General features: G+C 73.2%; 21 protein-coding genes. 10 read left to right on the forward strand and 11 right to left on the reverse strand.

Going from position 1 to position 19,189, the window contains the following annotated elements:
• Positions 1 to 41: 41 nt before the first annotated feature.
• Positions 42 to 626 (reverse strand): DUF1003 domain-containing protein, encoded by a 585-nt coding sequence (locus OG309_RS24550; RefSeq protein WP_329423770.1) that lies wholly within the window; start codon positions 624 to 626, stop codon positions 42 to 44.
• Entirely contained in the window at positions 619 to 1,899 is a 1,281-nt protein-coding gene (locus OG309_RS24555; RefSeq protein WP_329423772.1) for a magnesium transporter MgtE N-terminal domain-containing protein, read from the reverse strand. The genes OG309_RS24550 and OG309_RS24555 overlap by 8 nt, the downstream gene beginning before the upstream one ends.
• 210 nt (positions 1,900 to 2,109) lie before the next feature.
• Between OG309_RS24555 and OG309_RS24560 the strand changes: the two genes are divergently transcribed.
• Positions 2,110 to 2,868 carry a hypothetical protein gene (locus OG309_RS24560; protein ID WP_329423773.1) on the forward strand — a complete coding sequence of 253 codons (759 nt, stop codon included), beginning with the start codon at positions 2,110 to 2,112 and terminating at the stop codon, positions 2,866 to 2,868.
• Between the two features lie 67 nt (positions 2,869 to 2,935).
• Here OG309_RS24560 and OG309_RS24565 read toward each other — a convergent pair whose 3' ends face one another.
• Entirely contained in the window at positions 2,936 to 3,448 is a 513-nt protein-coding gene (locus OG309_RS24565; RefSeq protein ID WP_329423774.1) for a hypothetical protein, read from the reverse strand.
• A gap of 36 nt (positions 3,449 to 3,484) precedes the next feature.
• On the reverse strand, positions 3,485 to 4,618 hold the full coding sequence (locus OG309_RS24570; protein ID WP_329423776.1) for a magnesium and cobalt transport protein CorA: 1,134 nt from the start codon (positions 4,616 to 4,618) through the stop codon (positions 3,485 to 3,487).
• Positions 4,619 to 5,033: 415 nt separating this feature from the next.
• On the opposite strand from OG309_RS24570, the gene OG309_RS24575 reads away from it, so the two are divergent.
• The 4 genes from OG309_RS24575 to OG309_RS24590 all read left to right on the forward strand — a co-directional run bounded on the left by OG309_RS24575 (position 5,034) and on the right by OG309_RS24590 (position 8,209).
• Complete coding sequence (locus OG309_RS24575; protein ID WP_329423778.1) at positions 5,034 to 5,624, forward strand: suppressor of fused domain protein; 591 nt, start codon at positions 5,034 to 5,036, stop codon at positions 5,622 to 5,624.
• Between the two features lie 186 nt (positions 5,625 to 5,810).
• Positions 5,811 to 6,449 (forward strand): DUF6758 family protein, encoded by a 639-nt coding sequence (locus tag OG309_RS24580; protein WP_329423780.1) that lies wholly within the window; start codon positions 5,811 to 5,813, stop codon positions 6,447 to 6,449.
• Between the two features lie 98 nt (positions 6,450 to 6,547).
• Positions 6,548 to 7,408 carry a PHP domain-containing protein gene (locus tag OG309_RS24585; RefSeq protein WP_329428523.1) on the forward strand — a complete coding sequence of 287 codons (861 nt, stop codon included), beginning with the start codon at positions 6,548 to 6,550 and terminating at the stop codon, positions 7,406 to 7,408.
• A 195-nt stretch (positions 7,409 to 7,603) separates the two neighbouring features.
• On the forward strand, positions 7,604 to 8,209 hold the full coding sequence (locus OG309_RS24590; protein WP_329423782.1) for a MarC family protein: 606 nt from the start codon (positions 7,604 to 7,606) through the stop codon (positions 8,207 to 8,209).
• A 104-nt stretch (positions 8,210 to 8,313) separates the two neighbouring features.
• Here the strand turns inward: OG309_RS24590 and OG309_RS24595 are convergent, their stop codons facing one another.
• The gene (locus tag OG309_RS24595; protein ID WP_086823662.1) at positions 8,314 to 8,466 is read right to left on the reverse strand and encodes a hypothetical protein; all 153 of its coding nucleotides are present in this window, start codon (positions 8,464 to 8,466) and stop codon (positions 8,314 to 8,316) included.
• 108 nt (positions 8,467 to 8,574) lie between these two features.
• On the opposite strand from OG309_RS24595, the gene OG309_RS24600 reads away from it, so the two are divergent.
• A complete protein-coding gene (locus OG309_RS24600) occupies positions 8,575 to 9,501 on the forward strand; it encodes an NYN domain-containing protein (RefSeq protein ID WP_329423784.1) in 927 nt (308 codons plus the stop codon).
• Here OG309_RS24600 and OG309_RS24605 read toward each other — a convergent pair.
• Positions 9,419 to 10,363 carry an alpha/beta fold hydrolase gene (locus OG309_RS24605; RefSeq protein WP_329423786.1) on the reverse strand — a complete coding sequence of 315 codons (945 nt, stop codon included), beginning with the start codon at positions 10,361 to 10,363 and terminating at the stop codon, positions 9,419 to 9,421. The genes OG309_RS24600 and OG309_RS24605 overlap by 83 nt on opposite strands.
• 79 nt (positions 10,364 to 10,442) lie before the next feature.
• Positions 10,443 to 13,307, reverse strand: coding sequence for a DEAD/DEAH box helicase (locus tag OG309_RS24610; RefSeq protein WP_329423788.1), 2,865 nt, complete (start codon positions 13,305 to 13,307; stop codon positions 10,443 to 10,445).
• A gap of 481 nt (positions 13,308 to 13,788) precedes the next feature.
• Here OG309_RS24610 and OG309_RS24615 point away from each other — a divergent pair, with 481 nt between their 5' ends.
• A complete protein-coding gene (locus OG309_RS24615) occupies positions 13,789 to 14,520 on the forward strand; it encodes a ferritin-like fold-containing protein (RefSeq protein WP_329423790.1) in 732 nt (243 codons plus the stop codon).
• Between the two features lie 42 nt (positions 14,521 to 14,562).
• Here the strand turns inward: OG309_RS24615 and OG309_RS24620 are convergent, their stop codons facing one another.
• The 4 genes from OG309_RS24620 to OG309_RS24635 form a co-directional block, all read right to left on the reverse strand.
• Positions 14,563 to 14,835: a hypothetical protein gene (locus OG309_RS24620; RefSeq protein WP_329423791.1), complete on the reverse strand. Its 273-nt coding sequence runs from the start codon at positions 14,833 to 14,835 to the stop codon at positions 14,563 to 14,565.
• A gap of 156 nt (positions 14,836 to 14,991) precedes the next feature.
• Positions 14,992 to 15,219 carry a DUF3107 domain-containing protein gene (locus tag OG309_RS24625; protein WP_329423793.1) on the reverse strand — a complete coding sequence of 76 codons (228 nt, stop codon included), beginning with the start codon at positions 15,217 to 15,219 and terminating at the stop codon, positions 14,992 to 14,994.
• Between the two features lie 138 nt (positions 15,220 to 15,357).
• Positions 15,358 to 16,017, reverse strand: coding sequence for a TetR/AcrR family transcriptional regulator (locus OG309_RS24630; protein ID WP_329423795.1), 660 nt, complete (start codon positions 16,015 to 16,017; stop codon positions 15,358 to 15,360).
• Between the two features lie 246 nt (positions 16,018 to 16,263).
• Positions 16,264 to 16,479 (reverse strand): hypothetical protein, encoded by a 216-nt coding sequence (locus tag OG309_RS24635; protein ID WP_329423797.1) that lies wholly within the window; start codon positions 16,477 to 16,479, stop codon positions 16,264 to 16,266.
• A gap of 155 nt (positions 16,480 to 16,634) precedes the next feature.
• Here OG309_RS24635 and OG309_RS24640 point away from each other — a divergent pair, with 155 nt between their 5' ends.
• From OG309_RS24640 to OG309_RS24650, 3 genes are all read left to right on the forward strand, one after another.
• The gene (locus tag OG309_RS24640) at positions 16,635 to 17,618 is read left to right on the forward strand and encodes an alpha/beta fold hydrolase (protein ID WP_329423799.1); all 984 of its coding nucleotides are present in this window, start codon (positions 16,635 to 16,637) and stop codon (positions 17,616 to 17,618) included.
• 8 nt (positions 17,619 to 17,626) lie between these two features.
• A complete protein-coding gene (locus tag OG309_RS24645) occupies positions 17,627 to 18,841 on the forward strand; it encodes a DUF3152 domain-containing protein (protein ID WP_329423801.1) in 1,215 nt (404 codons plus the stop codon).
• Positions 18,842 to 18,951: 110 nt separating this feature from the next.
• Entirely contained in the window at positions 18,952 to 19,047 is a 96-nt protein-coding gene (locus OG309_RS24650) for an Ms4533A family Cys-rich leader peptide (RefSeq protein ID WP_329423803.1), read from the forward strand.
• The last annotated feature ends 142 nt before the right edge of the window (positions 19,048 to 19,189 follow it).

Consider the following 19,189-nt stretch of genomic DNA (forward strand, 5'->3'; position numbering starts at 1 on the left):
ACAGATGGTACGGCGACGACCACCGGCCCATGAAAGCCCTGTCAACGGTCGGGTACGTCACTCCCCCGCGAGCCGTCTCCCGGGAATAGATCCCGGCGCTCCCCATCGCCGCGGGGATTGCGCTCTTCCAGCTCCTTCAGCAGGTCCTGGAGCTCCGAGCGCATCCAGTCGCGGGTGGCCACCTCGCCCAGGCCCATCCGCAGCGCCGCGATCTCCCGGGTCAGGTACTCGGTGTCCGCGATCGAGCGCTCGTTCTGCTTGCGGTCCTGTTCGAGGTTGACCCGGTCCCGGTCGTCCTGCCGGTTCTGGGCGAGCAGGATCAGCGGCGCCGCGTACGAGGCCTGCAGCGACAGCATCAGGGTCAGGAAGATGAACGGGTACGTGTCGAAGCGCAGCGAGTCCGGGACGGAGACGTTCCACACCACCCAGGCGATGATGATCACCGTCATCCAGACGATGAACCGCCCCGTCCCCAGGAAGCGCGCGATCCGCTCCGAGAGGCGCCCGAAGGCCTCCGGGTCGTACTCGGGCAGGAACCGGGGGCGCCGCACGCGCGGCTGGTCCAGCCGGATCCGGGGCAGCTGCCGCTCCCGCTCGCGGTCCCGCTCCTGCGTGCGCTCAGCCACGGTGCACCCCCTCCTCGTGGAACTCGGTCTCGCGCCAGTCGTCCGGCAGCAGGTGGTCGAGCACGTCGTCCACCGTCACCGCCCCGAGCAGGGAGCCGCTCTCGTCCACCACCGGCGCCGCCACCAGGTTGTACGCGGCGAAGTAGCTGGTGACGGCCGGCAGCGGGGTGCCGGGGCCGAGCGGCGGCAGATCGCTGTCGACGAGCGAGCTGACCAGCGTGAACGGCGGGTCCCGCAGCAGCCGCTGGAAGTGCACCGTGCCCAGGTACTTGCCCGTCGGCGTCTCGTCCGGCGGGCGGCACACGTAGACCTGCGCGGCCAGCGCGGGGGAGAGGTCCTGCTGGCGCACCCGGGCCAGCGCGTCGGCGACCGTCGCGTCCGGGCGCAGCACGATCGGCTCGGTGGTCATCAGACCGCCCGCGGTCCGCTCCTCGTACGACATGAGCCGGCGCACGTCCGCGGCGTCGTCCGGCTGCATGAGCGTCAGCAGCCGCTCCTTGTCCTCCTCCGGCAGCTCGGACAGCAGGTCGGCCGCGTCGTCCGGGTCCATCGCCTCCAGGACGTCCGCGGCCCGCTCCTCCTTCAGCTTGCCCAGGATCTCGATCTGGTCGTCCTCCGGCAGCTCCTCCAGGACGTCGGCGAGCCGGTCGTCGTCGAGGGCCGCCGCGACCTCGGCCCGGCGCTTGGGGGTGAGGTGGTGCAGCACGTTGGCGAGGTCGGCGGGGCGCAGCTTCTCGAAGGTGGCCACCAGGTTCTCGGCGCCCTGGCCGTGCTCCTCCAGGGAGAAGCCGGTGACGGCGGACCACTCCACGGTCAGCGTCTCGCCCTTGCGGCGCAGCGCTCCGCCCTTGCCGCGCCGGACGAAGACCTTGTCGATCTCCCAGTCGCGGCGGGCCGGCAGCTGCTGGATGGCCACGTCCAGGACGGTGACCTCCTCGCCCTCCTGGCCCTGCGGCCCGACCAGACGGACCCGCCGGTCGAGGAGCTCGCCGAGCACGAGCCGCTCGGTCGGGCGCTGTTCGAAGCGGCGCATGTTGACGACGCCGGTGGTGATGACCTGTCCGGACTCGACGCCGGTGATCCGGGTCATGGGCACGAACACCCGGCGCCGGGAGAGCACCTCCACGACCATGCCGAGCAGCCGCGGCGGGCGCCGGCCCACCCGCAGCATGGCCACCAGGTCGCTGACCCGGCCGACCTGGTCGCCCACGGGGTCGAAGACGGGGACGCCGGCGAGGTGCGAGACGAAGATCCGGGGGGCGCCTGCCGCCATGCCACGCGCCTCCTCGGTGCCGCACGATTCGGGTCATTTCCAGCTGTGCCTGGTTCAGGCTAGCCCGTGCCGCCGTACGCCGCTCCGGCAGAGCGCCCGTCCGGCTGCCTGCGGGTACGTCACCCGGCACGGGTACGCTGCGGTCTGCCGTTCCCACCGGCATCCGGCTCCCACTGGCCCGTCCCCCCACCGACCCGAGAGGCAGCCCTGGTGACCGTTCGCCTTCCGTCCTCGCGCATCCGCAGGGCCGCCCTGCCCCTGGCGCTCTGCGCGGGCCTCGCGGCCTCCCTGACCGCCTGCGCCGCCGACCCGGACGAGGGGACCAACGGCGTCGGAAGACTGTCCCCGACGGCCATCGAGGAGAAGGCGCAGTCGGCCGCGGACGGCGCGAAGGCGGTGCGTCTCGCGGGCACGCTGGTCAGCAAGGGCGGCACGTACAAGCTGAACATGCGGCTCAAGCAGGACGGCGCGAGCGGCTCGGTGATCACGAAGAACAGCACCTTCGAGCTGCTGCGGGTCGGCGAGGCGCTCTACATGAAGGCCGACGCGGGCTTCTGGGCGCACGAGGACGCCTCCACCGAGGCGCCGTCGGAGGCCGGTTCCGAGGCGGCCGACAAGCTGGACGACATGTACGTGAAGGTGCCGCAGGACGACCCCTCGTACAAGCAGCTGCGCGGCTTCACCGACATGGACCTGCTGCTCGACGGACTCATCGGGCTGCACGGGGAGGTCGTGAAGGGCGACCACGACAAGATCGGCGGCATCCGCACGGTCAACGTCAAGGGCGGCGAGGACGCCGAGGGCGGCTCGCTCGACGTGGCCCTGGAGGGCACCCCGTTCCCGCTGCGCTTCGCGCGCGGCGGCGGTGCGGGCGTGGTGATGCTCTCCGAGTGGAACAAGGACTTCCCGCTCGCCGCCCCGTCGAAGAGCCAGACCCTGGACTACGGCAAGCAGTTGCCGCGCGCCTGAGGCCCGGTCCGGGTCCGGGACGTCGCGCCCGTCGCTGCGGGCGGACGGCGCCGCCCACCCGGCCCGACTAGCTCTTCCGGCGCCTCTTGAAGAGCAGCTTCGGCAGGCCCGCCGGGATCGGCCGGCGGGTGAGCACCGGCGACGGCAGCGGTACGGCGGCCAGGGAGCCGTCCGGCAGGTCGGTGGTGGAGGAGCGGGGCTCCAGGCGCACCACCCGGCATTCGCGCGCCCAGCGCTCGGGCATCGCCTCGCCGTCGTGCGCGTTGAGCCGCTTGCCCTTCAGTTCGGCGACCGCCGCCTCCCAGGCCTCGCCGCGCGGGGCGAGCTCGCTCACCGTGGCGGTCCAGGCGACGATCCGGCCGCCCTTGTCCTTGCTGCGGACGGTGACCTCGGCGGTGCCGCCGTCGACCAGTCCGGGCAGCGGCTGCTCGCCGGGGCCGTCGCCGACGACGAGCGCGGCGCCGTCGGCCCAGACGTGCCAGAGCGCACGGGCGGCGGAGTCCTCGCCCCGTACCCAGATGAGGCCGGACTTCTTGGTGGCCTCCTCGACGAGGGCGGACCCGAGCAGCGCGTCTGTCATGCCCCGCAGCCTATCGAGCGGCGTGCGCGGCCCGCGCTACAGCCAGCCGTTGCGCTTGAGGGTGCGGTGGATGGTGAAACAGATGGCGGCGATGCCGACCAGCACCATCGGGTAGCCGTACCGCCACTCCAGCTCCGGCATGTGCTTGAAGTTCATGCCGTAGACGCCGCAGACGGCCGTCGGGACGGCGACGATCGCCGCCCACGAGGTGATCTTGCGCATGTCCTCGTTCTGCGCGACGGTCGCCTGCGCCAGGTTGGCCTGGAGGATCGAGTTCAGCAGCTCGTCGAAGCCGACGACCTGCTCCTGGACGCGTGCGAGGTGGTCGGCGACGTCGCGGAAGTACTTCTGGATGTCGGGGTCGACCAGCCGCATCGGGCGCTCGCTCAGCAGCTGCATCGGGCGCAGCAGCGGCGTCACGGCCCGCTTGAACTCCAGGACCTCGCGCTTGAGCTGGTAGATCCGGCCGGTGTCGGCGCCGCGCGTGGAACCCTTGGCGGGCGGCGAGAAGACGTCGATCTCGATCTGGTCGATGTCGAGCTCGACGGCGTCGGCGACCGCGATGTAGCCGTCGACGACGTGGTCGGCGATGGCGTGCAGCACGGCCGAGGGGCCCTTGGCGAGCAGCTCCGGCTCGCCCTGGAGGCGGTGCCGGAGGTTGCGCAACGAGCCCTGGCCGCCGTGCCGGACGGTGATGACGAAGTCGGGGCCGGTGAAGCACATGACCTCGCCGGTCTCGACGACCTCGCTGGTCGCGGTGAGTTCGGCGTGCTCGACGTAGTGGATCGTCTTGAAGACGGTGAAGAGGGTGTCGTCGTACCGCTCCAGCTTGGGCCGCTGGTGGGCGTGGACGGCGTCCTCGACGGCCAGCGGGTGCAGCCCGAACTCGGCGGCGATACCGGCGAATTCGGCCTCGGTCGGCTCGTGCAGGCCGATCCAGGCGAAGCCGCCGGCGTCCCGTACCTGGCGCATCGCGCCGCGCGGCGTGAGGCAGTCCCGGTCGTCGATCCGGCGTCCGTCGCGGTAGACGGCGCAGTCGACGACGGCGGTGGCGGCCGTGGGGTCGCGGGTGGCGTCGTAGTTGGCGTACGGGGAGGCGGCGTCGGTCTTGCGCAGGGGGTGCCGCAGGGAGGGGCGGACGGCGGCGCGCAGGTCACGGATCATCGACATGGGCATGCTCCTTCACGGAGAGGCCGTCGGCGAGCGTGGCGCAGCCCGGAATGGGGACGTGGTGGTACGTCGTCCACAAAGCGGGCGGCACCGAAGGATCGCGATGACGGCGTTCGCTACAGACAGGCAAAGAGAGACGTGCTCTTCCGTCGTGCGAGATGCCGGAGAGGAGGGGCCCGAACGGGGCCCGCGTCACCGGAGGGAGGAACGCACCGGGCTGGGGTGCGGGGCGGAAGAGCGCTTGGTACTGCCCGATCGACTTCGATCCACCGCAGTCCCACCTCCTCCGGCCGGTCCCTCGTGAGGGATGACGTGTGACGAGCAGTCGGGAATCCCGACCAGTGGCCAAGACTATCAGCCGACAGAGGGTCAATCCCTTACTTTGCCCGTTCCATACGCGCTTTATGCTCGCCGCATGGGAGAAATTCTTGCGCTGGTCGAGGCCCGGCTCCGCACGGCTCTCGGCGAGCCGGACGCGCGGGCCGCGGTCACCTTTCTCGGCACCGACCGCATCGAGGTCCTGCGCTTCGTCGACGCCGACGCGGGCCTGGTGCGCTACGCCACCCTCGGCATGTCCGCCCAGCCGATGGCCGACCCGACCGCCGTGCTCGCGGACCCGGTGAAGGGCCCGCGCGCCGAGCTGGTCCTCTCGGTACGGAACGGGCTCGCCGACACCGACAAGGTGCTGCGCCCGCTCGCGGTGCTGGCCGCCACCCCGCAGGTGGAGGGCGTGGTCGTGGCCCCCGGCGCCTCGCTCGACGTGGGGGAGCCGCTGTGGCCGGGCGCCCCGTTCAGTTCGGTGCTGGTCGCCGAGTCGGGCGGGCTCGTCGAGGACCTGGACCTCGACGAGCCGCTGGACCCGGTGCGCTTCCTGCCGCTGCTGCCGATGACCTCCAACGAGGCGGCGTGGAAGCGGGTGCACGGGGCGCAGGCCCTGGAGGAGCGCTGGCTGGCGAACGGCACGGACCTGCGCGATCCGCTGCGCAGGTCGGTGACGCTGGACTAGCCGGGTCGCGGCGCGAGGAACGCGTGGGTGCGGAGTCCTCGCGCACGACGGCGCCCCTGAAGTGCGGTGGCCGGATCTGTGCGGGCCGTGCTCGGGTCCGACCGAGGGTGAACGTCCCGGGCCGGACGGGTGATCATTGGTGATCGTCCTTGACGCGGGGCTCCGGTGGTAGGACCGTTGAGCCCTATGAGGGGCGAACCCAGTTGCCCGAAGTGCGGTGGCCGGGTCAGGGCGCCCGGTCTCTTTGCCGACTCCTGGCAGTGCGACGTGCATGGCTCGGTGCACCCGCTGCAGCCCGTGATCCCGCCCAGCGTCGAGGCCCTCGGTGTCGTGGTGCACCGGGCCCACGTGCCGGTCTGGATGCCGTGGCCCCTGCCCGTCGGATGGCTCTTCACCGGCGTCGCGTACGCCGGTGACGACCGCAGCGGCGGACGCGCGACCGCCGTCGCCTGTTCCGGCCCCGGTCCGCTCGGCGGCATCGGGGAACTGCTCCTCGTCGCCGAGGAGCTCGGAGTCGGACTCGGCGCGCGGTACGCGGGCATCGACGGACCCGATCCCGGACCCGGGATGGCGATCGACAAAGCGCCCCAGGTCAAGGTGCTCGCCGCCGGCCGCCCGACCCCGCTCTGGCACGTCTCCGGCGCCCCGCAGGACCGCGCGGTCTTCGCGGGCGAGGCGCGCGGACTGTGGCTGTGGGCCATCGTGTGGCCCGAGCAGTCCGGGCTCCTGATGTACGACGAGCTGGTCCTGACCGACCTGCGGGACGCGGGCTCGGAGGTCGAGCTGCTGCCGTGCGGGGCGCTGACGCCGAGGCTGCTCGCGTAAGGGGCGAGCGCTTTTCCGACTCCGTACGGAAGTGTTCGATTCGCCCGTTATCCTTGAGCGTTGCCTCAGTCCGCCCCGAGCCCCTGGAGTCACGCGTCGTGCGCATCGACCTGCACACCCACTCCACGGCTTCGGACGGTACGGACACCCCGGCGGAGCTGGTGCGCAACGCCGCCGCCGCCGGGCTCGACGTGGTCGCGCTGACCGACCACGACACCACTCGCGGCTACGCGGAGGCCGTCGCCGCGCTGCCCGAGGGACTGACCCTGGTCACCGGAGCCGAGCTGTCCTGCCGGCTCGACGGCGTGAGCCTGCACATGCTGGCCTACCTCTTCGACCCCGACGAGCCCGCCTTCGCCGCCGAGCGCGAGCTGGTGCGTGACGACCGGGTGCCGCGGGCGCGGGCCATGGTCGGCAAGCTGCGCGAGCTCGGCGTCCCGGTCACCTGGGAGCAGGTCGCCCGGATCGCGGGCGACGGCTCCGTGGGCCGCCCGCACGTCGCCGAGGCGCTGGTCGAGCTCGGGGTCGTGCCCGACGTCTCCGGCGCCTTCACGCTCGAGTGGCTGGCCGACGGCGGCCGGGCCCACGTGGAGAAGCACGAGCTGGACCCGGTCGAGGCGATCCGCCTGGTCAAGGCGGCCGGCGGCGTGACGGTCTTCGCCCACCCGCTGGCGGTCAAGCGCGGCGAGTGCGTGCCCGAGTCCGCGATCGCCCGGCTCGCCGAGGCCGGTCTCGACGGCATCGAGGTCGACCACATGGACCACGACCTGCCCACCCGGGCCAGGCTCCGCGGTCTGGCGGGCGAGCTCGGTCTGCTGGCCACCGGCTCCAGCGACTACCACGGCAGCCGCAAGACCTGCGGCCTCGGGGACTGCACGACGGACCCCGAGATCTACGGCGAGATCACCCGCCGGGCCACGGGCGCGTTCCCGGTCCCGGGCGCGGGCGGACCCGCCTAGCACGCCCCGGCCCCGGACCTCTCCGGGCCCGGCTCCCTCCGGCCCTCCCGGGTCCGGCCGTCCGCGGTCCGGCCCGCAGGGTCCGGCCTTCCCTCCTCGGGGCCCAGGCCCCCGCGGGGCATCATCCTGCCCTCTCTCCGGAACCCTCGGTTCCGGATGTTCTTGTACGCCCCTTTCCCGCAAGGCCCCATCACCGTGTTCGACGTCGCCGTCTTCGGCTCCCTGTTCCTCACCCTTTTTGTGATCATGGATCCCCCCGGGATCACCCCGATCTTCCTCGCCCTCACCTCCGGCCGAGCCGCCAAGGTCCAGCGCCGCATGGCCTGGCAGGCCGTGGCCGTCGCCTTCGGCGTCATCACCGTCTTCGGCATCCTCGGCCAGCAGATCCTGGCCTACCTGCACGTCTCCGTCCCCGCGCTGATGATCGCGGGCGGTCTGCTCCTGCTGCTGATCGCGCTCGACCTGCTCACCGGCAAGACCGACGAGCCCAAGCAGACCAAGGACGTCAACGTCGCGCTCGTACCGCTGGGCATGCCGCTGCTCGCGGGGCCCGGTGCCATCGTGTCGGTCATCCTCGCGGTGCAGCACGCCGACAGCGTGGCCTCCCAGGTCTCCGTGTGGGCCGCCATCGCCGCCATGCACGTCGTGCTCTGGCTGACCATGCGCTACTCGCTGCTGATCATCCGGGTCATCAAGGACGGCGGCGTGGTCCTCGTGACCCGGCTCGCCGGCATGATGCTCTCGGCCATCGCCGTGCAGCAGATCATCAACGGCGTCACCCAGGTCATCCAGGGCTCCTGACGCCCCGGACCGTCCAGGGCGCCTGACGACCCCCGGACACCACTGCGCCCCCGTACGGATTCCGCTCTGCGGAGTCCATGCGGGGGCGCGGTGCGCTCTACGGGTTACGAGGCCGAGGTCTCGGCCGGGCGGATCCAGATGCGCTGACCGATTGCGGCGGCCTGCTGCACGATCCGGTTGACGGAGGCGGCGTCCACGACGGTCCGGTCGACGGGCGTACCGTCGATGTCGTCGAGTCGCAGGATTTCGAAGCGCACGGGCTTCTCCCTTCGTCTGAGGTGTTCCTCCTGGAGGAGAACTGTCTTACGTACCTGTACAACGACATGCATCCTGCAAACATTCCCTACGCTAAGGAAATTTTTCGGATGACTAACTACGTGCCGGTGGGGAAGGCCGGGACGGACCGGACGGACGCGCTGGAAGCCCGTCTGGAGCGCACCAACGAACTCCTGCGGCGGATGCTGGTCGAGGTGGCGAAGACCCCCTCGACCCATGCCATCTTCGTCGACGCGGGTTACGTCTATGCTTCGGCCGGATTGCTGGTCGCGGGCACCGAGGACCGGCGCTCCTTCGACCTCGACGCCGAAGGGCTGATCGAGGCCTTCATCGACACCGCCCGCACGATCTTCGCGGACAGCAGGCTGCTGCGCGTCTACTGGTACGACGGCGCCCGGCGCCGCATCCACACCCCCGAGCAGCAGTCCATCGCCGAGCTCCCCGACGTCAAGGTCCGCCTCGGCAACCTCAACGCGAACAACCAGCAGAAGGGCGTCGACTCCCTCATCCGCTCCGACCTGGAGTCCCTCGCCCGCCACCGCGCCATCAGCGACGCCGCCCTCGTCGGCGGCGACGAGGACCTGGTCTCCGCCGTCGAGGCCGCCCAGGGCTACGGCGCCCGCGTCCACCTGTGGGGCATCGAGGCCGCCGAGGGCCGCAACCAGGCCGAGGCACTGCTCTGGGAGGTCGACAGCCAGCGCACCTTCGAGCTCGACTTCTGCCGTCCCTACGTCACCCGCAAGCCCGTCACCATGTTCGAGAACGAGGGCGAGCCGCCGCCCTCACGCGACGAGGTGCGCTTCGTCGGCGCCCAGATCGCCGCGACCTGGCTCGCCGAGCGCGGCCGCGACCAGCTCGCCGAACTGCTCCCCGGGCGCCCCTACCTGCCGGGCCCCGTCGACCAGGAGCTCCTGGTCGAGGCGGAACGGTTGCTCAGCCGCTCGCTGCGGGGCCACGCCGCACTGCGCCGCGCGCTGCGCGACGGCTTCTGGCAGCACCTGCAGACCCAGTACTGAGCTGCGCGGCCCGGTCCCAGAACGCGGTGAGCCGGTCCGCGAGCTCCTGCGGGTGCGACACGTTGGGGGAGTGGCCCGCGCCCGCCACCACCGTGTGGTGCGCGTCCGTGCGGGCCGCCGCCGCGGCCAGCTCCGGCACCGGCCAGACCGTCTCCTCGTCGCCGTACGCGAGGTGCAGCGGCAACGGCAGGGCCGCGAGCGCCGCGGTACCGTCCGGATCGCCGAGCAGCAGCCGGCCCGCGCCCGCCAGCTGGGCGATCCGGGTGCGCATCCAGCGCCGGCGCAGGAAGCCCACGATCTCCGGCGGATCCGAGGCGCCCGGCTCCTCGCCCCGGCTGTCCAGCCAGCGCGTCGCCCGCCACACCCGCTCCTTCGGCAGCAGCGCGAGCGCCGTGCGCAGCGCCCGGACCCGCACCCGCTGGGAGCGCGCGACCCGGCCGGGCCCCGAGGACAACAGGGTCAGCGAGCGGAACGCGTCCGGTGCGAGCTGCGCGGCCGCGCGGGCCACCAGACCGCCGAACGAGTGGCCCAGCAGGTGCACCGGCCCGTCGCCGAGCGCCGCCGCCTGCGCCACCGCGTCCAGCGCCAGCGCCTTCCGCCGGTACGCGGCCCGGCCGCGCGGACCCGGCGTCTCGTGCTGCCCGCGCCCGTCGACGGCCACCGCGCGGTAACCGGCCTCGCTCAGCGGAGCGAGCAGGGCCAGGAAGTCCTCCTTGCTGCCCGTGTAACCGGGCAGCAGCAGGGCGGTGCCGCGCGGCGCGCCCTCGGGGGTCGTGTCGAGGACGGCGAAGGAGCCGCGCGCGGTCAGCAGGCGGTAGGCACGGGTACGGGGCGGCAGCGCCAGGGACCGGGGCTTGCTCATACAGGGACTGTAACCGGAGGCGAACGCACCGCGGCCCGGCCCCTCGACGAGGGACCGGGCCGCGGTGACGGCTGCGCGCTTACGCCTCCGGCTCGGCGACCTTCTTGGCGGCCCGCTTGCGCGGCGCCTTCGGGGCCTCGGCGGTCTCGGCCGGAGCCTCGGCCGCCTTCTTCGTCGTACGCCGACGGGTGGGCGTCTTCGGCTCCGAGGCGTCCGGCGCCACGGCGGCGACGGCCTTCCTGGCGGCCCGCTTGCGCGGGGCCTTCGGGGCCTCGGCCTCCACGGCCGGGGTCTCGGCGACGGCGGCCACCGGCTCGACGGCCTTCTTGACGGCCCGCTTGCGCGGGGCCTTCGGGGCCTCGGCCTCCACGGCCGGGGTCTCGAAGGCGGCAGCCGGCTCGGCGACCTTCTTGACGGCCCGCTTGCGCGGCGCCTTCGGAGCCTCGGCGGTCTCGGTCGCCGCCACGGCGACGGCCTTCCTGACGGCCCGCTTGCGCGGGGCCTTCGGCGCCTCGGCCTCGACGGCCGGAGCCGCGTCGACAGGAGCCGCGACGGCCGGAGCCTCGACGACGGGAGCCTCGACGACCGGGGCCTTCGGGGCCTCGACCACCATGACGGCCTCGACCGCCGGGGTGGTCGTGACCGGGCTGGACGCCTTGCGCGTCGCCCGACGGCGCGGCCGGGGAGCCGCCTCCTCGACCGGCGCGGGGGCCACGGGGGCCTCCGGGGCCGCGGGGGCCTCGGCGATCACCGCACCCGGGCTGGTGGCCGGCCGGGTGGCACGGCGGCGCGCCCGGGGAGCCGGGGACGTCTGCGCCGGCACGGAGGCCTCAGCCACCGGGGCGGCGGCGACCGGTTCGGCGGCCTGGGCCGCGGGAGCGGCGACGACGGGCTCGGCGGCCTGCGCCGGGACCGGGGTCTCCGCCGAGGCGGTGGCCTTGCGGGTCGCACGGCGCCGGGGGGCCTTGGGCTCCTCGGCGACCGGGGCCTTGGGCGCCTCGACCGGCTGAGTCGTCTGGGCCGGGACGGTGGCGGTACGGCGGTCGGCGGCGAGCGCCGCGGCGGCCGTCTCGACCGTCTGGAACGTCACGGTGTCCTCGACCGGACGCGGCCGGGTCCGACGCCGACGCGGCGCCGCGGCCTGAGCCTCGGCGGGAGCGGCGGCGGCCACCGGAGCGGCGCTCTCGGTGCGCCCGCCACGGCCCCGGCGCCGACGCGGCTTCGCCTCGGCGGGAGCCTCGGCGGACCGGAACTCGGCGACCGGAGCGGACGCGGCGGGAGCCTCGGCCACGGGGGCCTCGGCGGTGCGGGTCCTGGCGACCGGGGCCTCGGCGACCGGGGCCTCGACCGTGCGGGTCTCGGCGGCCGGAGCCTCGGCGGTGCGGACCTCGGCGGCGCGCGGCTCGGCCTTGGGCGCGACGGACTCCGCCACCGGGGCGGCGGCCGGCTCGGCGGCCGAGACCTGGATCGCGCCGGCGACCGGCACGCCGGTCTGGCCCGTGGCGCGGGTGCGGCGACGGCGGCGCGGGGTGCGCGGCGTGGTCGCCTCGGCGGGAGCTGCGGACTCGGCGGGAGCGGCGGACTCGGTGGGCGCGGCGGACTCGACCGGCGTCGCCGCCGGCGTCTCCACGGCGGAACCGGCCTCGGAGCCACCACGGGTGCGGCGGCGCTGGCGCGGGGTCCGGGTGCGCTCGGGACGCTCCTCGGTCTTCTCCTGCTTCTCCTGGCGCGGGCCGCGGGCCCGACGGCCGCCCGGCTCGCCCAGGTCCTCGAGCACCTCGGCGTCGAGACCGGCACGGGTCCGCTCGGCGCGCGGCAGGATGCCCTTGGTGCCCTCGGGGATGTCCAGCTCGCTGTAGAGGTGCGGCGAGCTGGAGTAGGTCTCGACCGGGTTGTTGAAGTCCAGCTCGAGCGCCTTGTTGATCAGCTGCCAGCGCGGGATGTCGTCCCAGTCGACCAGCGTGATCGCCGTACCGCTCGCGCCCGCGCGGCCGGTGCGGCCGATGCGGTGGAGGTAGGTCTTCTCGTCCTCGGGGGACTGGTAGTTGATGACGTGCGTGACGCCCTCGACGTCGATGCCGCGGGCGGCCACGTCGGTGGCGACGAGGACGTCGACCTTGCCGTTGCGGAAGGCGCGCAGCGCCTGCTCGCGGGCGCCCTGGCCGAGGTCGCCGTGGACCGCGCCGGAGGCGAAGCCGCGGCGCTCCAGCTGCTCGGCGATGTCGGCCGCCGTGCGCTTGGTACGGCAGAAGATCATCGCGAGTCCGCGGCCACGGGCCTGCAGGATGCGGGAGACCATCTCCGGCTTGTCCATGTTGTGCGCGCGGTAGACGCGCTGCGTGATGTTCTTGTGGGTCGCGCCCTGGTCGTCCGGCTCGGTGGCGCGGATGTGCGTGGGCCTCGACATGTAGCGGCGGGCCAGGCCGATGACGGCGCCCGGCATGGTCGCCGAGAACAGCATGGTCTGGCGCGTCGCCGGAAGCATGTTGATGATCTTCTCGACGTCGGGCAGGAAGCCCAGGTCGAGCATCTCGTCCGCCTCGTCCAGGACCAGGGCCCTCACGTGGGAGAGGTCCAGCTTGCGCTGACCGGCCAGGTCGAGCAGGCGGCCGGGGGTGCCGACGATCACGTCGACGCCCTTCTTCAGCGCCTCGACCTGCGGCTCGTACGCGCGGCCGCCGTAGATGGCGAGGACGCGCACGTTGCGCACCTTGCCGGCGGTCAGCAGGTCGTTGGTGACCTGCTGGCACAGCTCACGGGTGGGGACGACGACGAGCGCCTGCGGGGCGTCGGTCAGCTGCTCGGGCGTCGCCCGGCCGGCCTCGACGTCCGCGGGGACCGTCACGCGCTCCAGGATGGGGAGGCCGAAACCGAGGGTCTTGCCCGTGCCGGTCTTGGCCTGGCCGATGACGTCGGTGCCCGAGAGGGCGACCGGGAGCGTCATCTCCTGGATCGGGAAGGGGGAAACGATGCCGACGGCTTCCAGGGCCTCGGCCGTCTCGGGAAGAATCCCGAGGTCTCGGAACGTAGTCAGGGAACTGCCTCTTCTGTGAGACGCGGCGTGAGGCGAACGCTGGGGGTCGTACCGTGCCGGATCACTTCCGGTCTGGCCTTGAAGGCCGTGACCGGGTGGCGCGGGACCACTGCCGTCGCTCGAGCGTCGTGCCGCTGAGGGACCCCTCGGCGGGTGCGCCGGAAGGGTTGTCGGGCCGGAGCCGATCGGGCCACCGACCGGGCATCCTCATTCATGAGTCGGCCCACGGAGTACGTCCGAACGTGCGAAAGCATGTCCGCATACTCAACAGGCGCCTTACCACTGTACCCCGGAATCGCGCATGTGTGTTGGGAGAATTTCCGACGAGGCCACGGTCACAGTCACTGACCAGCGCCTGGGCGGGGTACGGGAGCGGGCTATTGTGCGCTTCATGGAGACGCCTGACAACGCCACACCCACCGGTATCGCCGCCCAGGACTGGGCCACGGCCTCCGCCGTGCCGCAGTACCGCGCTGCCGTGATCGACCTGCTCGGCGCCCTCGCCTACGGCGAGCTGGCCGCCTTCGAGCGGCTCGCCGAGGACGCCAAGCTGGCGCCGACCCTCGCGGACAAGGCGGAGCTGGCGAAGATGGCCTCCGCCGAGTTCCACCACTTCGAGCGGCTGCGCGACCGGCTCGCCGCCGTGGAGGCCGAGCCGACCACGGCGATGGAGCCGTTCGCCAAGGCGCTGGACGACTTCCACCGCCTGACCGCCCCGTCGGACTGGCTGGAGGGCCTGGTCAAGGCCTACGTGGGCGACTCGATCGCGAGCGACTTCTACCGCGAGGTCGCGGCCCGCCTCGACTCCGACACCCGCGGCCTGGTGCTGTCCGTGCTCGACGACACCGGCCACGGCAACTTCGCCGTGGAGAAGGTCCGCGCCGCGATCGACGCCGACCCCCGCGTCGGCGGCCGGCTCGCGCTGTGGGCCCGCCGGCTGATGGGTGAGGCGCTCTCGCAGGCCCAGCGCGTGGTGGCCGAGCGCGACGCGCTGTCGACGATGCTGGTCGGCGGCGTGGACGGGATGGCCGCGGGCTTCGACCTGGCCGAGGTCGGCCGGATGTTCTCCCGGATCACCGAGGCGCACACCAAGCGGATGGCCGCGCTGGGCCTGGCGGCCTAGCGTCGCGTCGCGGGCCGTGACCGGGGGACGCAGGCGCCCCGGTCAGCCCGCCGCGGCTGATCGGCGCAGCCGTCGCGAGGCCGGCCGGACGAGCAGCGAGAGCAGCACCGCCGCCACCGCGACCGCGCCGGTCAGGGTGGCGAGGACGTGGCCGGGACCCAGGGCCCCGTGGGTCACCAGGGCGCCGAAGACGGCGCCGAGCGAGCCCGTGACGAGGACGGCGCCCCGTGCGGGGAGGCGGTCGGGCAGCCGGAGCACGGCGGCCCAGGCCAGGGCGAAGCCGAGCAGGGCGGAACCGAGAGCTTCCAGGAACACGGCGGATCACCTCGCGTGCGGGGCGGGGCGGGCAGTTCGGTCACAGCCGTCCTACCCGGCGGGCCCCGAACACAATCCTCCCCGTACCCCCTGACGTGGGCATACGAAAGGCCCGGTGGACCTGGTCCACCGGGCCTTCCGCCGTTCTGGTCCCGCTCAGAGCGCGCCGAAGCCCACCCGGCGGACCTCGGGCTCACCGAGCTCGACGTACGCGATCTTGTCGGCCGGAACGAGGACCTTGCGGCCCTTCTCGTCCGTCAGGCTGAGCAGCGGCGTCTTGCCGGCCAGCGCGTCGGCCACCGCGCTCTCGACGTCCTCGGCGGACTGCCCGCTCTCCAGAACGATCTCCCGGGGTGCGTACTGCACGCCGATCTTGACCTCCACGGCTATGTCCCTCCGAACGGTCGGCTGTGCGCGGGATACCGCGCCGTACGCTGCACACATTAGCCCGGTGAGGGGACGCGTACGGCGCAGCCGCCGCACGCCAGGAGCGAACAGACGGCGCGGCGTGGGCGGATCGGGTCAGTGCCCCTCGGCGGTCAGCTGTCCGTCCACCGGGTGCAGCGGGAAGCCCGCGATGCCGCGCCAGGCGAGCGAGGTCAGCAGCGCCACGGCCTTGTCGCGGGGGACCGGGGACTCGCTGGAGAGCCAGTAGCGGGCGACGACCTGGGAGACGCCGCCGAGGCCGACGGCGAGCAGCATCGACTCGTCCTTCGCCAGGCCGGTGTCCTCGGCGATCACGTCGGAGATCGCCTCGGCGCACTGCAGGCTCACCCGGTCGACGCGCTCGCGCACCGCCGGCTCGTTGGTGAGGTCGGACTCGAAGACGAGCCGGAAGGCGCCGCCCTCGTCCTCCACGTACGCGAAGTAGGCGTCCATGGTGGCGGCCACGCGCAGCTTGTTGTCCGAGGTGGACGCCAGGGCCGTGCGGACCGACACGAGCAGCGCCTCGCAGTGCTGGTCGAGCAGGGCGAGGTAGAGCTCCAGCTTGCCCGGGAAGTGCTGGTAAAGGACCGGCTTGCTGACTCCGGCCCGCTCGGCGATGTCGTCCATGGCGGCCGAGTGGTACCCCTGGGCGACGAACACCTCCTGGGCGGCGCCGAGGAGCTGGTTGCGTCGTGCACGGCGCGGCAGGCGCGTGCCCCGAGGGCGTGCTGCCTCTGTCTGCTCGATGGCGCTCACGCCGCCTCCAAATATCGATCCATGCGCGCATTGGCGTCGCGCCGCCATCGTACTTTTGGGTAACCCGGCTGTGCGCGGTGCGAACGCAGAATTTCACGGACCGGACGCCCAGGGCGAGAGCGGATTCACGATCGAAGCGAACGGAACAGGGGAAGCCGGCCCGTCGACACGCCGCCGGACACGCTCCCGGACACGCTCCGGACACGGCTTCGCGGCGACGCGCGGCTCACCGCGCCGTCGCCCTCGTCAGCGGTAGTCGTCCTCGTCGAGGGTGACCACCCTGGTCTGCTCCACGGCGTCCGCGTCGTCCGCCGACTCGTGCGCGAGCCGGGGGAGCGGCTCGTCCTCGCGCTGCTGCAGCTCGGCGTGCTGTTCGGCCGCGTCGGCCTCCGGGATCTCCTCGTCGAGCACGACGTCCTCCTTCTCGGCGAACGTGTCCGGCTCGGTCGGGTCGGCAGTCATGCGGTTCCTTCCGGCGCTCGGGGGTCCGCGGGGCCTGGCGGGTCCTGCCTGATGACCCTCTCCTCCGAGCGTAGGAGCTCCTTGGGCCCGCCGCACCCGATCCTGTGACGCCACCCACACGCGCCCGGGCGTGATCGTCTCGTAATATCGCTGCCATGTCCTCGACCGAGCTGCCGGAAACCCGGACCGCCGCATCGCCCGCGACCCGGTCGCGCGCCGTCCGGGTCGCCGACGGCGAGGAGCTGCGCTCCGTCGCACTGCCCGGACTCACGCTGACCGTCCGCGCGCGGCCCGGCACGACGCCCGGCCTTCCGCCCGCGCTGTACGTGCACGGCCTCGGCGGCTCCTCGCAGAACTGGTCGGCCCTGATGCCGCTGCTCGCCGACCTCGTCGACGGCGAGGCGCTCGATCTGCCCGGCTTCGGCGACTCGCCGCCGCCGGACGACGGGAACTACTCCGTCACCGGGCACGCCAGGGCCGTCATCCGGCTCCTGGACTCCGCCGGCCGCGGCCCCGTGCACCTGGTCGGCAACTCGCTGGGCGGCGCGGTCGCCACCCGGGTCGCCGCGGTCCGGCCGGACCTGGTCCGCACCCTGACGCTGGTCTCCCCGGCGCTGCCCGAGCTGCGCGCCCAGAAGACCGCCTGGCCGACCGCGCTGCTCGCGCTGCCGGGCGTCGCCCCGCTGTTCGCCCGCCTCACCGAGGGGTGGACGGCGGAGCAGCGGGTCCGCGGGGTGCTGTCGCTCTGTTACGGGGACCCCGGCCAGGTCACCGACGAGGGCTTGCGACACGCCGTCGAGGAGATGGAGCGGCGCCTGGAGCTGCCGTACTTCTGGGACGCGATGGCCCGTTCCTCGCGCGGCATCGTCGACGCCTACACGCTGGGCGGCCAGCACGGTCTGTGGCGGCAGGCGGAGCGGGTGCTCGCGCCGACGCTGCTCGTGTACGGCGGGCGCGACCAGCTCGTCTCGTACCGGATGGCACGCAAGGCCGCCGCGGCCTTCCGCGGTTCGCGGCTGCTCACGCTCCCGGAGGCCGGGCACGTGGCGATGATGGAGTATCCGGAGACGGTCGCCGCCGCCGTGCGGGAGCTGATCACCGATGCCGCGGAAGCGGCGTCGGCCGAGGGCGGGAGCTGAACCGGACCGTGGGACGACATAGTCGCAAGGGGCCCGCCGCACCGGTGACCGACACCGGGCAGGGGGAGGCAGCGGGGCAGGGACCGGGGACGGGGCGACGCAGGCGGGGCGCGGGGCAGCAGCCCGAGTACCCGGGTGCGTACGACACGCCGATGCACGGCACCCCCCGCTACCAGGGCCCGTACGACCCGGACGCCGACCCCTTCGTACGCGGAGGGCACCCGGTCCACGACGAGCAGGCCGCGCCGCCCGCCCGCTATCCGTACCCGTCCGCCGCGCCCGCGGCCCCGTTCATCCCCGCGCCGCGCCGGGAGGCGCCCGCCGCGCCGGCGCCGGCCGCGCAGGCCGATCCCGCCGCGCGGCCGCGCACGCGGAAGGCGGTCCGGGCCGGAGGGCTCGGCCGCACCCTCACCGGCGTCGCCGCGGCGGCCGTCACCACCGTCCTCGCCATCGTCGTCGCCGGCCAGGTCTCCGGGGGCGAGCCGGACGGGACGCCGCGGTCGCACGCGGCCGACGGCTCCGCGGACCGGGCCGACGCCGCGCACCAGGCGTCCCGCTCCGACGACCGGGACGTGCCGGCGAAGGACGACGCGCCGGCGAAACCGGTGCCGGCCGCGCCGCCCTCGTACGAGCAGCTGATGGCACGGCAGTTCCCGATCGACCCGAAGCTGAAGGGCTCGGCGGAGTTCGCGCCCGTCCCCGGCTTCGACAAGGCGCCCGGCAAGGGCCGCAAGATCCGCTACCGGGTCGACGTCGAGAAGGGCCTCGCCCTCGACGGGGCGCTCTTCGCGCAGGCCGTGCAGAAGACCCTCAACGACCGGCGCAGCTGGGCCGGTGACGGCGAGATGACCTTCGAGCGGATCTCCACCGGTGAGCCGGAGTTCGTGATCACCCTGGCCAGCCCGGGGACCACCGGCGAGTGGTGCAAGAAGTCCGGCCTGGACACCACCGTCGACAACGTGTCCTGCGACTCGGCCTCCACCCAGCGCGTGATGATCAACGCCTTCCGCTGGGCGCAGGGGTCGGTGACCTTCGGCCCGAAGGCGATGCACGCCTACCGGCAGATGCTCATCAACCACGAGGTGGGGCACCGGTTGGGGCACGGGCATGTGAGCTGCAGCACGCCGGGCGCGCTCGCTCCGGTGATGCAGCAGCAGACGAAGTCGCTGGACATCGACGACATCAAGTGCCGCCCCAACCCGTGGGTGCACCCCGGGAGTTGACGGCGCGTCCGGAGGGCCGGACCGCCGGATGTCCGGCATCTGAGACAGGTGTCTCATAAGCACGCTCGGGCGCGTTGACATCGTTCTGGCGTTCGTTCATATTTCTCGGCATGTCGCCCCGCCACGCCGTATCCGATCGCGCCGCCCTTGAGCTGGCGCTCTTCGGCGTGACCGGACACGCGGTCGCCGACATCCTCTGTCGCTGACGCAGCCCGCGCGCTCGTCGGCCGTCTCGTACCGCCGTCCCCTCTTCCCGCGCCCGGGCCGTCCCCGACCCGCAGGCGCGCGTTCCCCCCTCCCGAGCGTTCTCGGCAACGGCTGCGCCGTGCCTGCGGACATCCCTTGCCG

The sequence above is a fragment of the Streptomyces sp. NBC_01268 genome (assembly GCF_036240795.1).
Lineage (GTDB): Bacteria > Actinomycetota > Actinomycetes > Streptomycetales > Streptomycetaceae > Streptomyces.

Bases quoted from the DNA above. Each gene is read 5' to 3' on its own strand.
- OG309_RS24555 (WP_329423772.1), bottom strand. From the start codon at position 1,899: ATGGCGGCAGGCGCCCCCCGGATCTTCGTCTCGCACCTCGCCGGCGTC.
- OG309_RS24565 (WP_329423774.1), bottom strand. From the start codon at position 3,448: ATGACAGACGCGCTGCTCGGGTCCGCCCTCGTCGAGGAGGCCACCAAG.
- OG309_RS24570 (WP_329423776.1), bottom strand. From the start codon at position 4,618: ATGTCGATGATCCGTGACCTGCGCGCCGCCGTCCGCCCCTCCCTGCGG.
- OG309_RS24575 (WP_329423778.1), top strand. From the start codon at position 5,034: ATGGGAGAAATTCTTGCGCTGGTCGAGGCCCGGCTCCGCACGGCTCTC.
- OG309_RS24580 (WP_329423780.1), top strand. From the start codon at position 5,811: ATGAGGGGCGAACCCAGTTGCCCGAAGTGCGGTGGCCGGGTCAGGGCG.
- OG309_RS24600 (WP_329423784.1), top strand. From the start codon at position 8,575: ATGACTAACTACGTGCCGGTGGGGAAGGCCGGGACGGACCGGACGGAC.
- OG309_RS24605 (WP_329423786.1), bottom strand. From the start codon at position 10,363: ATGAGCAAGCCCCGGTCCCTGGCGCTGCCGCCCCGTACCCGTGCCTAC.
- OG309_RS24610 (WP_329423788.1), bottom strand. From the start codon at position 13,307: ATGACGCTCCCGGTCGCCCTCTCGGGCACCGACGTCATCGGCCAGGCC.
- OG309_RS24615 (WP_329423790.1), top strand. From the start codon at position 13,789: ATGGAGACGCCTGACAACGCCACACCCACCGGTATCGCCGCCCAGGAC.
- OG309_RS24635 (WP_329423797.1), bottom strand. From the start codon at position 16,479: ATGACTGCCGACCCGACCGAGCCGGACACGTTCGCCGAGAAGGAGGAC.
- OG309_RS24640 (WP_329423799.1), top strand. From the start codon at position 16,635: ATGTCCTCGACCGAGCTGCCGGAAACCCGGACCGCCGCATCGCCCGCG.
- OG309_RS24650 (WP_329423803.1), top strand. From the start codon at position 18,952: ATGTCGCCCCGCCACGCCGTATCCGATCGCGCCGCCCTTGAGCTGGCG.